This window comes from Bradyrhizobium sp. UFLA06-06 (genome assembly GCF_054820065.1).
Genome location: NZ_JADFUD010000033.1, coordinates 32141 through 47161, shown reverse-complemented (window position 1 = coordinate 47161; position 15021 = coordinate 32141). Strand labels below are relative to the sequence as shown.

Below are 15021 nucleotides of genomic sequence, written 5' to 3'. Positions count from 1 at the left end.
GAGTTTTTGCGGGCCGTCCGCTGGGAGGATGGCGCTCCTTGACCCAGAAGTACGAGGAGAAGAAACCAAACGTACTCGATCCACGCCAGTTGGTGCGCATCGAGGCCGTGCATCGTGGCTTCCTGTATCAGCACCTCTATCTGACGAATTGCCTGCTGGGCGCGGGTTCGGTTGGCGTCGACAAAATCGTCGTCGAAGGAGACGAGGACGTAGAACTGCATCGGGCGGCCGACTGCTTCTATGTGCAGGTGAAGACGCGGTGGATTCCATTGCGACACTCGTCACGCCGCACGTTTTGAACCAGTCCGCCAGCTCATGCAGGTCTCGCGTGAATGTGCCGAAAGAGCGCACAGGCACGTCAGTGCAAGCGGGGTTCACCGCAGCCATGTGCATCTTTGATCCGATGTCGACGGCGGCGGCCGCGACGTTGACTGGCCTAGGTTCTGGGCGGTCGCCGGCCGTCCTCTTCTTGAGCATGGCAATCCTCCATTCAATAATGAGCAGGAGGGTTTGAGCTATGCCAATCGTCATCTTCCTAATCGGGATCGTCGCCAGGGCGACGTCACCACTCTCAAGTTCGCATGCACCCATGGACCATGTTTTTTAACGGGGATTGTGCCTCCAATAATCGAACGGCCGCTACCCTCCCAGCCGCCGAGGGTAGCACAAGGCTGTTTCTACGCCGCACAGGCGCGCCACTGTGCTGGACAGTTTTTTAAAATGTCGCGCTCCATGCGCAGCCGCTCGTTCTCTCGCTGCAAACGCGCGATCTCTGCCGCGTGGTCCGCCGACGGCAGCGACGCCTGCGTTGTGGGGCGCCGCGTCGCTGCCGTCGGCTCCAGCCGGGCCTCTCGCTGCTCCACCCACCGCCGTAGCACGGAATCGCGCAGGCCAAGCTCCTTGGCCACAGATCCGATCGAGCGCCCGCTCGACGCTACGAGGTCAACCGCTTGCCGCTTGTAGTCGTCCTTAAACGACCGACGTTGACGTCCTTCCATCCGACACCTCCTGGCTCTTCGAGCCTACTACAGGTGTCCATCAATTCGAAGGAGGTTCACTGCTTACCACCTGCCCGGACGCAGTCGCGATAGAGCCACGGTGCCGCGAACGAACCTACCCAGACGCCTAGACCGCCTTGCTCGGCGGCTCGCTGATCTGCGGCGTACCTGCCCTTCGAGCACTGGGACCAGTCTAACGTGTGCCCCTGCGATACAAGCCACTGAGGCAAGTCTAACCCAACCTCGCTGCTCGAAGGGCGGAATGGTCAGTTCGTGGTACTGGGATGAGTTAGGTAGTCGGATGGTTTGCTCTCCGGCAAGGGGGGACGCTGTTTCTAGATGAAATCGGAGAGATCTCCGGCTCATTCCAGGCGACGCTGCTGCGGGTGATCAGGAGCAGGAATTGTAGCGCGTCGGCGGCAGCGCGGGACAATCGGCATGCTTGCCGAGAAAGTCCGCAACCTCGGCCTCGACCGCCAAGGCCAACAGAGCAAGCGCCCATTGCGCAAGATTTCGGTGAGTTGATTGTCGACGTTTCCCGGTTGAACTGTTCTCTTTGGACACGGAAGTGGAGGCGTCATGCCCCCACGATAGCTCGACGTGATGTCAGCGTAGCGCTCGCGAAAAATCCCGATCTGAGGCATGCGTTTATATAGCCCGCATCGCAATATACCAACGTGTAATCGAGCTAGCCACGGGGATGATTGGCACGAAGAGCGCATTCACTCATTATGGCTTAATGGCTATGTACACTCAATTTTACCCGCTATTCGGGGAATCGCAGGAACGTACAGCTGAAGGTGCTGCACCTAACCTATATTCCAGTTTAATCGATGACCTGAGTCAGTTGAATTTCGCAGATGCGGATGACCGTCGGGCATTTCCTCCCACCCTACACAGCATATTTGCAAGGCATGGACTGTTCGGCCTCACTACACAAGTAGAGCACGGCGGATTAGCTCTTCCCTTGCAAGAGGCAATCGACCTCATCTCCGCCACCGCATCCTTTGATATCTCGGCTGCCTCTACCCTCGTCATCCATAACTTCCTGGCCTTGCCCTGCATCGAAGCGGCGCCGCACGTCCCTGAACAAAGGCAGGTCATGTGGGGTGCAACACGCGGCGACCTTTGCGCTTTCGCTTTGACGGAGCCTGGAGCTGGCTCTGCCCCGCGGCATATAGAGGCATCGGCTTTTATACACGGAGATAGAGTTCGCATCACTGGCCGCAAAATCTGGATTGGCCTCGCTGACTGGGCTCGCTGGATCGTTTGCTTTGCCCGAGCCTCTGGTCCAGATGCGAAAGGTCGGCTCGTTGGTGTATTAGTTGATAGGCAGGCTCCGGGTCTAAAGGTCACCCACGAGCATCGCACACTGGGTTTGCGTGGCATTATCCAAAATACTCTGGAGTTCCAAGATGTCGAGGTGCCGAGCGCTTACGTGCTCTCTCGCGATCAAGACGGCTGGGGAGCAGCATCATCTAGCATGAACCGCGGGCGTATCGGTGTGGCGGCAATGGGTCTTGGAGCCCTTGAGCGCGCTATCCAGGTTGCAGCCTCTTATGCGAGCCATCGTCGACTAGGTAAGCTGCGCATGATTGAGAATAGCTATATCGAGCAGTTATTTGGGCAGATGGTACTCCGGCGCGAAGTAGTGAAGGCAATGCTGTATGCTTCCTGCCGACTTGTCTCAGCGCAGGGCGCGCCTAACGTCCACCTTGCATCGGCAACGAAGGTTTTATCGTCGGAGTGGTGCGGCCTCGTCGCTGATCAATGTGTCCAACTGCTGGGTGGCCGTGGATACGATGAGGGAACGCCTGTCGCTAAAATCTATCGAGATGCCCGCATTCTCCGTATCTTCGAAGGTCCGACCGAGACGCTCCTATCACATCTCGGCCGCTGCCTTCTCTCTAGAGCCACACGTGACGAAATAGCCGATCTTTTTCTGTCTCTTGGTGCGGCGCCAGTCCATGCTGCTGCAATTAAGGAACTCTCTGGGCTCAGCGAGACAGACGGTGCGGTGCTAATCTATGCGGGCTGGCTCGCCACACTAGGACTGGCACAAGCCGTCATATCTGCTGGTTGCTCCTCCGCCTCAGATTGTGCCGCAGCCGCCCCTGACCTGATCAGTTCGGAATTCGCAGCTCTTCGCTCTCGCGCGCCGGCGCGCCCATGTTTCGAAGGCCGCATTCGCGCCAGTCGGACTCTGAATGCCTTTCTTCAAGACGCAGCTTCTTCCATCCGCTCACCTGTCCTCACAGACGATTACCTCAAATTGGAGCAGTATGTCTAATGTCTCGCTAGCAAGCGGAGCGAGGAGGTCGATCCTATGGTCGCCGGCATTGCGAGCACGCCGATTCACGCTCGATCCTCAGCAAGCGCTTGCCACGCCAACAAACCAGTGATCGGGCGGGTCAAGACCGCCTGTCTCCCCGAAGGCGGCGGCGAAGAGCCTAGGAACAGAGGAAATTCGCGCGAGAGGCGAGACCATTTTGAGATTCAAACCATGCGTTACGCTAATGATGGAGCCATTTCGGCCGACACCGGGCAGCCTAGAATCCGGAAGTAGGTCTCTTCGGAAAAGCTACGGCCAACAATTTTTGCGCTCACAGAATTTTGCGGCTCGATAGTTAACATCTAGCGCTAAATACTCGCGGCCATACTTCAGCAAGAATTCGCGGGCTTCATCAGCGGCCCGCCGTATCGCTCCGGAATATAAGCTAGCTGTCAGTTCAGATTCGAAACGAGAGCCCCTCGTCCTCCGCCATGCCGCTTCCATCGACCAGGATCTTCCGAGTAAAGCCCGGTTCTTGCAGAGCTTCAATTCATTCCGCTCGGGCGTCGAAAACATGATCGCATGGCGCAGCGGCCCCTCACCAGACTGCTTGGATTCTCGCAACAGAATAAAGGGCGACTGTCAAAGCGCGCCCGCGGCAACGAATTCTCCCAGTTGACGCCAGACGAAGTCACGAAGTCGAGGAGCTTTATCAAGCCGCCTTCTACGATGCCGGTTAAATGTCTTGTCAAGCGTTGGCTGATTTTATTGCCGTCTCCCTGCAGGACCGGGCTGTCGGCTGGCGCTGAAATCCCGGCTTGCGCCGGGTTTTCACCCTTCGGCTTCCATTCCTGACGGAAACTCCGGCGCGGCGGATATCGTGAGTCGCCGTCGCGGGTCTTGCTCGAAGGCCTTGGTCGCGCGTCTTGGTCGCACGTTTTGGGCGTTGGCGTTGCCGACCGACGATACAGGGAGGCAGAGGGGAGCGGCCTTGGCCGTGACGGGTTGAGGGTCGGAGAAGAGTCTTCCGGCGCCCGTCATGGAGATTGCTCCCATGAATACGCAGATTGTTGATGCCAGCCGCCCCCCAGTTTCGGTTACAGGGTGGATGTGAGCCGCGGCGAGCGCGTTGGTCGGGTGTCCTCGGAGTGGTTCTGTCGTCCGGCGGATGAGTTATCTGTCACTCAACGAATTGGCCTGCACGATGCGCGATTGCCCGGACCGCAGCCGGACGCGCGTGGTCGACAGCGCGCTCATCCATGTCGAGGCGAGCGGTACTGATCCTGAGCCCCTGGCCTTGATGCTGCCCGGCTCGGACACGCCGCTCGTCCCGACCCACTGGAGCTTCGGCCAGCTTGCAAGCCAAGTTGGCGCGCCGGCCACTTACCTGCGGCAGCTTCCCGCGACACTCGCAGCAATCAACCTGCTATACGGCCTGACCGCCAATCGCGTCGAGCAGATCAAAAACGCTCTCGAGCGCGCGGTAATGTTTTAACCAGCAACGGTCATGAGCGTTCCTCGCGTTTCGTTTCGGGAGTTCTTGAATCGCAGAATAAGATACTCTGAACGACAGCGCTGCCAAGTGAGCTCGTTCGACCGAAACAATAAGCTTTCGAGAGGAAGTATGAAAGACGGCGGCGGCGGGGCAGTTTCTTCAGCAAACGGTGCCGTAGCAGCCGCCGCATCCGGCTCAGTCTTACCCGCACGGGATTCGACCAAATGTCAGGCCGCCGTATTCCGCGCGGGTGGACATCATGCGACAAGGTTGAGAGAGCTATGGCTTGCTGAATTGCGATAGACTGCACGGACCAGTGGAATGCCCCCGTCTGCTTCGGAAGGTGCGCATTTGGTCTCCGAAAGCGACCTTGAGCTCGCTCTTGATTTCGTCCGGGCTCGGGCCGCCGGACCGGTCGAGGGCATTTTTGGTCCCGGGTCGATGACCTGGCGGATCGACCGAGAAGCCATCACCTTTTTGGGCGCCGGTCGTGCCTTGCTGCTTCAGCTGGCGCATCCCTGGGTCGCCGCCGCCGTGGCCGAGCACTCGCGAACCTTCGCGGATCCGATCGGTCGCTTCCATCGAACCTTTGACGTAGTGTTTACGATGGTGTTCGGCTCGCTCGATGCGGCCCTTACCGCTGCCCGGCACCTGCACCACCGCCATACCATGATCGTCGGCCGCCTGCCCGAAGCAATCGGTCCGTTCGAGAGCGGCTCGCCCTACCGCGCCAACGAGGTCGCAGCGTTGCGCTGGGTCCACGCGACCCTCGTCGACACTGCTCTGGCCGTCCACGACCTGATCCTGCCTCCGTTCACGGTCGAAGAGCGCGAGCGCTATTGGGCCGAGAGCCGGCTGTTTGGGGCATTGTTCGGGCTGACGTCGAGCGACTTGCCGGCGGATTGGGACGCGTTCGCCGCCTACACCGCGGCGGTGATGCAATCGGATACATTGTCCGTCAGCACGGCCGCGCGCGAGGTGGCCCGACAGATCTTCGCCGGCGGGCGACCATGGTTGCGGCCGCCGCGCTGGTATCAAACCCTGAGTGCCGAGCTGCTGCCGGACCGATTGCGCACCGGCTTCGGATTTGCCTTTGACGAGTGCGATAGGAAGGCCGCAGAACGTGCCCTTGCACGAATACGTCGCATCCAAAATACCGACCCAGCTTCGCTACGTCGGCCCCTACCAGGAAGCTCAAGCGCGACTGCAGGGAACGCCGCAGCTGGGCTGGACAACCCGGTGCCTGAACAGGGCATGGATAGGACGCCCTAGGTTGGAAGAGCGCTGGAACAGGTGAAGCAGTCCGGGACAGCCGCCGACGTAGCGGCGACCCTTTTGGTCCTCCCGCGACAACCGACACGCGAAAGACTTACGCATCTACCTTCACCAAAACTTCCCCGGCGATGATTTCGGGGTCTCCAAGATTAAGGTCATGCAGGCTTGCTTGAACGAAATCCAGAACTTTATCGTTCGCAGCATTGGCGCTTTCGCGGTCCTCGAATATCATCACAGCGACACCGACGCCATCGCCCCCATCCAATACGTAATAAGATCTGAATCCGTGCGATTCCCTTAGGATCTGACCAATGCCGCTTTTGGCGCGGCGAGCAGCATCCGCAACCGAACGAACCTTGGTGTACTTTCGAATGAAGATGTACATCAGCCACCCATGCGTCTCAGTCCCAACCGGCGCATCAAAGCATATTGGGCCTGTTCTGGGCTAGGACCTACTTCCGCGTTGGTGCGTCGATTTAGTATGCCCGCAGCCACGTCCGATCCTGCCCAAAACAGCCCCGGCAAAGTGAGGGGCACGGTTCAGACACCAAGGGCGAACAGGCGACATGGTCCAAGCTCTTGCGCCGGAGTGTCACAGACTTATGTGAGAAGCGGTGAGCACTCGCTTATTGCGACTGCCAATCCAACAATAATCACAAAAGCCAAGGAGGATCGCATGAAATTCCGTCCGCTTCACGACCGCGTCGTGGTCAAGCGTATCGACGCCGAAGAGAAGACTGCTGGCGGCATCATCATTCCGGACAGTGCCAAGGAAAAGCCCTCGCAGGGCGAAGTCATCGCCGTTGGCCCGGGCGGCCGCGATGAAGCCGGCAAGCTGATCCCCATCGACGTCAAGGTCGGCGACCGCGTCCTGTTCGGCAAGTGGTCGGGCACCGAGGTCAAGATCGACGGCGAGGAGCTTCTGATCATGAAAGAGAGCGACATCATGGGTGTTCTCACCGGCGTCGCCGGCTCCAAGAAGGCGGCCTAACGCTGACCGCCGCAAACGCTCATCCCTGCCTCGCAGGTGAGAGACGAATCTCAATTCAAGGAGGAAAATATGTCAGCTAAAGAGGTCAAACTGGGCGTCGATGCCCGCGATCGCATGCTGCGTGGCGTGGACATCCTTGCCAATGCGGTGAAGGTCACCCTCGGTCCGAAGGGCCGCAACGTGGTGCTCGAGAAGTCGTTCGGCGCGCCCCGCATCACCAAGGACGGCGTTGCGGTCGCCAAGGAGATCGAGCTCGAGGACAAGTTCGAGAACATGGGCGCCCAGATGGTGCGGGAGGTGGCGTCGAAGGCGGCGGATGCTGCCGGCGACGGCACCACCACGGCGACCGTGCTGGCTGCGGCGATCGTCCGTGAAGGCGCTAAATCGGTTGCCGCCGGCATGAACCCGATGGACCTGAAGCGCGGTATCGATCTCGCAGTCGAGGCCGTCGTCTCGGATCTAGAAAAAAACTCCAAGAAGGTGACCTCGAACGAGGAAATCGCCCAGGTCGGGACCATTTCCGCCAACGGCGATGCCGAGATCGGCAAGTTCCTCGCTGACGCCATGAAGAAGGTCGGCAACGAGGGGGTGATCACGGTCGAGGAAGCCAAGTCGCTCGAGACCGAGCTCGACGTCGTCGAGGGCATGCAGTTCGACCGCGGCTACATCTCGCCCTACTTCGTCACCAACGCCGACAAGATGCGCGCTGAGATGGACGACGCCTACATCCTCATCAACGAGAAGAAGCTCTCCTCGCTGAACGAGCTGCTGCCGCTGCTCGAGGCCGTGGTGCAGACTGGCAAGCCTCTCGTCATCGTCGCTGAAGACGTCGAAGGCGAGGCTTTGGCCACGCTGGTCGTGAACCGTCTCCGCGGTGGTCTGAAGGTCGCAGCCGTCAAGGCTCCGGGCTTCGGCGATCGCCGCAAGGCCATGCTGCAGGACATCGCGATCCTGACCGGCGGCCAGGCGATCTCGGAAGACCTCGGCATCAAGCTCGAGAACGTCACGCTGCAGATGCTCGGTCGCGCCAAGAAGGTGATGATCGACAAGGAGAACACCACGATCGTCAACGGAAGTGGCAAGAAGGCCGACATCGACGCCCGCGTTGCCCAGATCAAGGCGCAGATCGAGGAGACCACCTCGGACTACGACCGTGAGAAGCTGCATGAGCGTCTTGCCAAGCTCGCAGGCGGTGTCGCGGTGATCCGCGTCGGCGGCGCGACCGAGGTCGAGGTGAAGGAGCGCAAGGATCGCGTTGATGACGCGATGCACGCGACCCGCGCGGCCGTCGAGGAAGGCATCCTGCCGGGCGGTGGGGTCGCCCTGCTCCGGGCCTCCGAGCACCTCAAGGGCATCCGCACCAAGAACGACGACCAGAAGACCGGCGTCGAGATCGTGCGCAAGGCGCTGTCGGCTCCGGCCCGCCAAATCGCGATCAACGCGGGCGAGGATGGTTCCGTCATCGTCGGCAAGATCTTGGAGAAGGATCAGTACGCGTTCGGCTTCGACAGTCAGACCGGCGAGTACGTCAATCTCGTCAGCAAGGGCATCATCGATCCGACCAAGGTCGTACGCACCGCGATCCAGAACGCCGCCTCGGTTGCCGCGCTCCTGATCACCACGGAAGCGATGGTTGCCGAACTGCCGAAGAAGAACGCCGGCGGCCCCGCGATGCCTCCGGGCGGCGGTATGGGCGGCATGGACTTCTAAAGTCCGCGCTCAAGCGATCCAAGAAATGCAAAACCCCGGCAGCGATGCCAGGGTTTTTGTTTGCGCGCAAACTGCCTGGTAGCGCAGCCAATGCCGATGATACTTCGCACAACCTCACGCCGATACAGGAGCCTTCCGCTGCTCACAGCACGCACGTTATGCACAACACTCTCCATAAATATACGTTGGCTTGATTTGACAATTTCAAGAAATTCTCCGCGAGAGTCGCAAACCGAACCGACAGTGGCGCCTTCGTCCCGCAGAATAGTGTCGGGGCGGGATCGAAGCTCACCCAAAACTCAGAATCTAACACGGAGCGTCAGCGCTGTCGTGACGCATGCAAGCGTTGCGAGCGATCCTTTCGCGCGAGAAGGGGACTGCGCCTTGAGTGAAAGTGAAATGAAAGTCACGGTGAACGGCACGAACATCCTCGGAATGCCGTTGTTGGGTTTCCCGAAGATCGCATTGCCCGGAGTGGTCGGCGATCTAGCTGTGGAGAGCTTTGCTCGCGCGCGCACAGCCTCTGAACAGATGACCGAGGCGTTGAGCGAAACGTACTCGCGCAATGCGGGCGTCGCGACCGATTACGGGCTCAAGGTGCTCGAAATCTCTCACGCCAATACCGCCTTCGCGTTCGATTTGTTCGCCCATCTGCTTGGCAGCGGATCGGCGTCCGAGGTCTTGACCTTGTCCACCGAGCGAGCCCGCAAGGCCTTCGACCAGAACAAGGAATTGTGGGAGCTCGGCCAGAGGGTTACGACAGACATGCGCGGGCAAGTCAAGAAGCACGTCGACAGGGCTCTCCATCACGCCGCCTGAGGAAGGACGGCAGGCCGGCCGGCACAGGAGGCTTACGGCTCTACACCAGCTCTAAACCTTGATATAGTTGAACATGAGGTCGGTTGATCGCTACAACTGTTTTCGCGTCTTCCTTGACCCCACTTGGCTGACGCACCTTCCAAGTTGACGGCCCTGGCCCGCCCCGCCGGGGCCGTTTTCTTTGAGTCCGTCCAGGCGCGACAGCGGCAAAAAAGCCGTGCGACGCGCCCGCGATGTTCAGCTCCATTCCGCGTATCGCCAGCGCGACATCGAATTGGGTGGCGTGGTGATCGCGAAGAATTTCGCCAGCGCGAACCGGACGACGTGGCCGAAGTGGTGCGTGGCGACGGTCCTGCGGGCGCTGCGCACCGCTGTGAGGCTCGCGGCGAACAACGCGCGCAACTTCCCGCCAATCTGCCCCTTCAGCATCGGCGTCGAGTAGGCGAGCGGCCTGCTGTGTAGAGAGCACGACAGGGCCGCCGCCAAGGCAGCAGCGCCGAGGGCAATGGCACTGCGAAGTCCACTTAGCCTGCAAGAAATAAATATACACGGAATCGACAGCTCAAAGGTCGATCTTGATAGCGCAGGCGTATCGTTGGAGCTTCTCAGAGAAGACTCGGTCCCGTTGAGCCAGATGGATCTACGTACGATCTGTACCGCATTTGCTTGAGATGATACTGCAGGATCTGATAGCCATCATACAAGTCGTGTTCGCGCGAGGTATTTCGTGCATATCTAGCATCTTCCGACGTCTCGCGGCCGATCTTTTCAAGCGGATGATGCGAAGATGAAAGAAGTACCCGCACCTCACATTCAGTATGACGAGCAAGCCACCGGGCAAGAAGAGCAATTCGAGAAGGCCTTTGATATTCTATTTGTAAGAGGTCTTGAAGAGGCGACGTCATCCAACATCAACCGATTCGACTCCCATAGGGAGCATTGGTCCACCCGCGGCTCGATGAGGCACTCAAACGTCGGCTGCGGGAAATTTACCGCACGCCTGATCCGGTGGCATTGCTGGCACAGACGCGGGATGCTCAAAATGAGCCGCGCAAGCGCGTTGATCAGCGGGCTGGAAAGCTAACGATGGCTGTCGCGCCGGTGCAAAGCGACTTGGCGGGCTTTGCCCGCGAGCTCGGCGATGTTGGAAACAGGGTGAGCAGCGGGGTATTCATCGGCGCCGCTACGTGCGGCGCAAACCTGTGCCACGTCGGCCATCGATGCTCGACCCCTACATTCCCATCATTGAGGAATGGCTCACCGCGGCTCCGCACTTGTCCGCGGTCGATCTTCTCACCCGCCTGCAAGCGCATGCGCCCGGTCGGTTCGGCCGCCATCAGCGGCGTACGGTGCAGCGATTGGTGAAGAACTGGCGATCAAATTCCGCTCGACAGCTCATCAGCAGCACAGAGATCAAACTATCGGTCCAAGCTTCGTCTCTTACTATCTAATGCCGACAGGTTCTTTCGCCGAATCACCGCAAGCCGCTCGCTCCGGGCGATCTGGAGGGCGCGCTTCGCGAGCGGCTTGCTCCGACTCGCGTCACGCGATCCAGAAGACACCAGGGTGCGCTTCGGTAACATTCTCATCTAAGGCAATATGAGGGAGCAGTTCCGGATGGCGTTTGACACTCCGGCTTTGCTTTTGGAAGGCACTCTGGGCTACGCAAGATCGGTGATTACGAGGAGGCGCAACCTCCGCGAAATGAAATCTAAAACGCGAACGGCACCTCTTCTAGGATGCCGAGGCTAGTTACGCGGCGATCAGGGATTGAAGTGTGCAACAAATCGATTCTTACAATCGATCGAGTGCAACATACCGATATCGGCGCCGTGCATGCCAGTGGCGGAAGGCTACGCCTCCCTTGTGGGGAGCTGCAGGCGCTTGCAGTGCTGTGACCCAACTGTCGAAGAGCGTCGGTACGGTAAATCCATACGCCACGTTCTGGAAACCGGGGGCGGGACGACCGCCTCCGGTGACCCGGTGCCGGTGGCAAGAGTTCCCCGGCCTACTCACCGTGGCACTGCGCAGTTTACGACGAAAATCAGTCTTGTCCTATCGGCCTAAATCCATCTGCCCGTCAGCTTCTGGAAAGCTGAGCGCCACACCATGAAAGCGCGGATGCCTAGACGGCGATGCCGTCCAGTGAACGCAGTGGACGTGCACCTTTCGGGGTACTCGATGCTCGACCGGAAGCGTGCTTGGCACCATTTGGCCGTAACTCGGAGGCCGGCGCTCAACGCGAGCCTTTGAAATAGTTTTCCGCAGGTCGCAACGCGAACGACCTTCGTCGAACGAGGGCTCGCGCGGCTCAGTCATTTGAGAGGATAGACAGCATGGATTTCAACCCAACAGACCCAGCGAACACGAGCCCACGGCCCGACGCACCACGGTCCTCCGATTCAGCGGGCTTTGAGCATGAGCCGAGCGCATTGCAGGCGCTGGCCGAAGCCCCCGATTACGACCAGGATCGGATTTGGCAGGAGATCGCACCCGCGCCATCGCGGGCAGAGCCATCCCGAGCTGCGGAAGCTTCCGATTTCGGCAGCGATTCGATTTGGCAACACCTTGAACCCGAACTGATGCGTGGTGGGCCATCGCGACCCAGCCCGTCGCAAGCCGGGACCGTTGTCGTGCGCGGGCGCTGGGCGGCCAGAACTCGAAAACTTCGTCCTGCAAAACGGACGTCGCGCCAAGGAGTACGCGCGACTATGACGCGTGACTTTGCGCCGCGACTCTCTGACTTCTGAACGCAGCCAACCATCCGGTCAAATGCGGCCGGTTTCCGCTCGATCAAGAAAGCCGACAATGTTTGAAACATTAAGCCGTAAACCCAACGATCCCCTGCTTGCGCTGATTGGGCTCTTTGACGCAGATCCCCGACCAGACAAGATCGACCTTGGGGTCGGCGTCTATCGCGACGAGGCCGGTCATTCGCCGATCTTTCGTGCCGTAAAGGCTGCGGAGCACCTGATTTGCGAGACCCAGAACACTAAGGCGTACGTGGCGCCGGAGGGTGATCAAACATTCCTTGATTTGCTGTGGTCGTTGGTTGGCGGGCATACGGCAACCATCCACGCCTCTGGTGTGCAGACACCCGGTGGCTCGGGTGCTTTGCGGCTCGCTGCCGATCTGATTCGCGGGACCGGACAGGGTAAGATCTGGCTAGGTCAACCGAGTTGGCCAAATCATGCAGGAATTTTCTCGGGTGCCGGTCTCTCGGTCGAGACTTATCCATTCTTTGATGTTGCCTCGCAGACCATTCTAGTTGACAGCATGATGAATGCACTACACCAGGCCGAGCCCGGCGACGCAGTTTTGCTCCATGCTTGTTGTCACAACCCGAGCGGCGCTGTGCTGACGGCGGACGACTGGCGTCGGATCACCGCGATGATCGCTGCGCGCGGACTTACGCCGTTGATTGATCTTGCCTATCAGGGTTTCGGTGCCGGGCTCGACGGAGACGTCGCCGCGCTTCGTTCGACAATTTCTGCCGTTCCAGAGGCGCTTGTCGCGGTGTCCTGCTCGAAATCATTTGGACTATATCGCGAGCGTACGGGTGCGGTGTTTGCGGTCGCGTCTTTGCAATCAGCTTCAGAGACTGCTCGGTCCAATCTTGTTGCTATCGCCCGCGCCAGCTACTCAATGCCGCCCGATCACGGCGCCGCAATCGTGAAGACCATCCTCAGCTCCCCCGAACTATGCCGGGACTGGCGTGAAGAGTTGGAATCGATGCGTCATCGCCTCCTCGCGTTGCGAAAATCTTTCGTCGACGCATTGGGAGGAAGATGGTCGAATGCCGTCGCCATCGGCTCGCAAGAGGGCATGTTTTCCATTCTGCCCCTCTCACAGACCGAGGTGCTGAAACTAAGGGAAAAGCACGGCATCTACATGCCGACATCTGGCCGCATCAACGTCGCCGGCTTGAAGCGCACCGATGTGGCGCGTGTCGCAAGCGCGATCAAGGCGGCTGTGAGTTCCGCACGGGGAGATGGACCTTGATAGAGGCCTCAGACCGCCGTCAAAGGTTCGATTCCCTACTGGCCCGCCTGCCAGATCATCCCTCCAGGCATATCCACGAACTCCTGCCTTGGAACTGGCGCCCTCCGCGCATCGCTCACGCCGCCTAATCGCAATCGGCGATCCGCCCAAAGCGACCTGACCAGGGCCGTCGCCGGATGCGTACGTCTGACTTCAATCCGATCGAGAATGCCTTCGCCAAGCTCAAAGCGCTCTTGCGTCAGGCCGCAAAACGAACCGTCGAAGGCCTCTGGACCGCGAAGGTGGCATCATTGATCGCTTCACAGCAACCGAATGCCGCAACTACTTCATCGCCGCAGGATACGCTGCAACATGATCGGCGAATGCTCTAGCTTGCGCCGCGGTCTCCTCCACCTTGGCGAGCTTTAGCTCGAGCTGCTCCAGCAATGCGCGTCGCTCGGAGGACTGTCCGAACTGCTCGTGGCGGAGCTTCTTGATCGTGAGTTTGAGCTTCTCGATCAGCAAGGCCCCCTGGGCTTCGGCTTCCGCGGCCAAACAGGCGGCTCGCTTGGGCGAGCCCCCCGGTGTAGTGTCCGGGAGAGCCACTCCAGCCAGCTCCATTAGCCCAAGCCGGGATGAGCCAGTCGAATCTGGAGGGACCGCCGATTGGCGACGAGGTTGTCAAGGTGCAGCGGCTCGTGCGCTGGCCGCTCTCCTTGGGCCAATCGTCGAACCAGCGCCCGCGTGCCGTCCACCACAAAGACGCCGCAATCATAGCTGTTCCGCTGCTGGGCCATGCTGGGTGACTCCAGGCGGGCACGCAGCCGTCGTGCGAGCTGCGCTGCCGCCTCGTGGTTGTGTCCCCGGACAGAGTCGTAGTGATAGGCAACCGGCTCTCCTTGCGTGTGGCAATCAAGGAGCAGCAGCGACCAATGCGTGCCGGGGCGATTAGGATCCATAGCGTCGTTCACTGGCAGGAACAGGAAGTCGGGACCATTACCATTTGGATCGTAGCCGATGCGCTTCAACGCGCGGAGCATGTCGGGCTCGGCGCCGAAGCGCAGTCGATAGTGAGCTATCAGGGGGTCCACGAACTGCGTCAGGGCGGCGAGTTCCGGACGGCTCCGCCGCAACTCCTCCGCTAGGAGCTCGTAATCCCTGTTGATATGCTTGTCGCCCAGCCATTCCTTGGCACCGAGCTCTAGTCTACTGCGGCCGTAGGAGGAGGCTGTCGGATCCATAGCCCCGATTTGAGCATCGGCGGATGTGCGCGGGAAAGGCGCAGAACGAGCATCATCACGCAGCTCCGGCAGCGTGGGCGGATTTAGATCAATCACCTGCGGTCTGGGCGCATCCCGACCAACAAATGATACAGAACCAGCGTAGGTGTCTGAGCGAACCCTGGCAGGATCAGCTGGCGCAAAGTGAGCATCGTCCCGCAACTCGGACGGCGTTGGCGCATTCAGATCAACAAATGGCT

Annotated in this window: 12 protein-coding genes and 5 pseudogenes; 12 read left to right on the top strand and 5 right to left on the bottom strand. The window is 59.8% G+C overall.

Annotated elements, in window-relative coordinates:
• Window positions 1–38 precede the first annotated feature (38 nt).
• Window positions 39–299 carry a hypothetical protein gene (locus IF803_RS25845; protein WP_209910154.1) on the top strand — a complete coding sequence of 87 codons (261 nt, stop codon included), beginning with the start codon at window positions 39–41 and terminating at the stop codon, window positions 297–299.
• Here IF803_RS25845 and IF803_RS25840 read toward each other — a convergent pair.
• Both IF803_RS25840 and IF803_RS25835 read right to left on the bottom strand, forming a co-directional pair.
• Window positions 259–477: pseudogene (locus IF803_RS25840) on the bottom strand (IS110 family transposase); the annotation flags it as partial. The gene IF803_RS25845 and the pseudogene IF803_RS25840 overlap by 41 nt on opposite strands.
• Before the next feature lie 200 nt (window positions 478–677).
• Window positions 678–998, bottom strand: a complete 321-nt coding sequence (locus tag IF803_RS25835) for a transposase (RefSeq protein ID WP_461193943.1) — start codon at window positions 996–998, stop codon at window positions 678–680.
• Window positions 999–1309: 311 nt separating this feature from the next.
• On the opposite strand from IF803_RS25835, the pseudogene IF803_RS25830 reads away from it, so the two are divergent.
• The 4 genes and pseudogenes from IF803_RS25830 to IF803_RS25815 all read left to right on the top strand — a co-directional run.
• Window positions 1310–1396: pseudogene (locus tag IF803_RS25830) on the top strand (sigma 54-interacting transcriptional regulator); the annotation flags it as partial.
• 302 nt (window positions 1397–1698) lie between these two features.
• Window positions 1699–3288, top strand: a complete 1590-nt coding sequence (locus tag IF803_RS25825; protein WP_172648471.1) for an acyl-CoA dehydrogenase family protein — start codon at window positions 1699–1701, stop codon at window positions 3286–3288.
• Window positions 3289–4324: 1036 nt separating this feature from the next.
• Window positions 4325–4735: pseudogene (locus tag IF803_RS25820) on the top strand (DUF932 domain-containing protein); the annotation flags it as partial.
• A 381-nt stretch (window positions 4736–5116) separates the two neighbouring features.
• Window positions 5117–6062 (top strand): annotated as a pseudogene (locus tag IF803_RS25815) (oxygenase MpaB family protein).
• 72 nt (window positions 6063–6134) lie between these two features.
• Here the strand turns inward: IF803_RS25815 and IF803_RS25810 are convergent.
• Window positions 6135–6425 (bottom strand): hypothetical protein, encoded by a 291-nt coding sequence (locus IF803_RS25810; protein WP_168857701.1) that lies wholly within the window; start codon window positions 6423–6425, stop codon window positions 6135–6137.
• Window positions 6426–6716: 291 nt separating this feature from the next.
• Between IF803_RS25810 and groES the strand changes: the two genes are divergently transcribed.
• From groES to IF803_RS25775, 7 genes and pseudogenes are all read left to right on the top strand, one after another.
• Window positions 6717–7031, top strand: coding sequence for a co-chaperone GroES (gene groES, locus IF803_RS25805; RefSeq protein ID WP_212061794.1), 315 nt, complete (start codon window positions 6717–6719; stop codon window positions 7029–7031).
• A gap of 69 nt (window positions 7032–7100) precedes the next feature.
• Window positions 7101–8741 (top strand): chaperonin GroEL, encoded by a 1641-nt coding sequence (groL, locus tag IF803_RS25800; protein WP_461193940.1) that lies wholly within the window; start codon window positions 7101–7103, stop codon window positions 8739–8741.
• 399 nt (window positions 8742–9140) lie between these two features.
• A complete protein-coding gene (locus IF803_RS25795; protein WP_461193938.1) occupies window positions 9141–9560 on the top strand; it encodes a phasin family protein in 420 nt (139 codons plus the stop codon).
• A gap of 217 nt (window positions 9561–9777) precedes the next feature.
• On the top strand, window positions 9778–10002 hold the full coding sequence (locus tag IF803_RS25790) for a hypothetical protein (protein WP_026192343.1): 225 nt from the start codon (window positions 9778–9780) through the stop codon (window positions 10000–10002).
• A 345-nt stretch (window positions 10003–10347) separates the two neighbouring features.
• A complete protein-coding gene (locus IF803_RS25785) occupies window positions 10348–10644 on the top strand; it encodes a hypothetical protein (protein WP_028344433.1) in 297 nt (98 codons plus the stop codon).
• Window positions 10645–12368: 1724 nt separating this feature from the next.
• Complete coding sequence (locus IF803_RS25780) at window positions 12369–13562, top strand: amino acid aminotransferase (RefSeq protein WP_028344434.1); 1194 nt, start codon at window positions 12369–12371, stop codon at window positions 13560–13562.
• Window positions 13563–13750: 188 nt separating this feature from the next.
• Window positions 13751–13917, top strand: a pseudogene (locus IF803_RS25775) (IS630 family transposase); the annotation flags it as partial.
• Here IF803_RS25775 and IF803_RS25770 read toward each other — a convergent pair.
• Together IF803_RS25770 and IF803_RS25765 are read right to left on the bottom strand one after the other, a co-directional pair.
• The gene (locus tag IF803_RS25770) at window positions 13884–14096 is read right to left on the bottom strand and encodes an IS66 family transposase (protein WP_157183419.1); all 213 of its coding nucleotides are present in this window, start codon (window positions 14094–14096) and stop codon (window positions 13884–13886) included. The pseudogene IF803_RS25775 and the gene IF803_RS25770 sit on opposite strands and share 34 nt — an antisense overlap.
• Window positions 14097–14161: 65 nt before the next feature.
• Window positions 14162–15021 (bottom strand): Ulp1 family isopeptidase (locus IF803_RS25765; protein WP_461193936.1); only part of this gene is annotated, 860 nt, incomplete at its 5' end.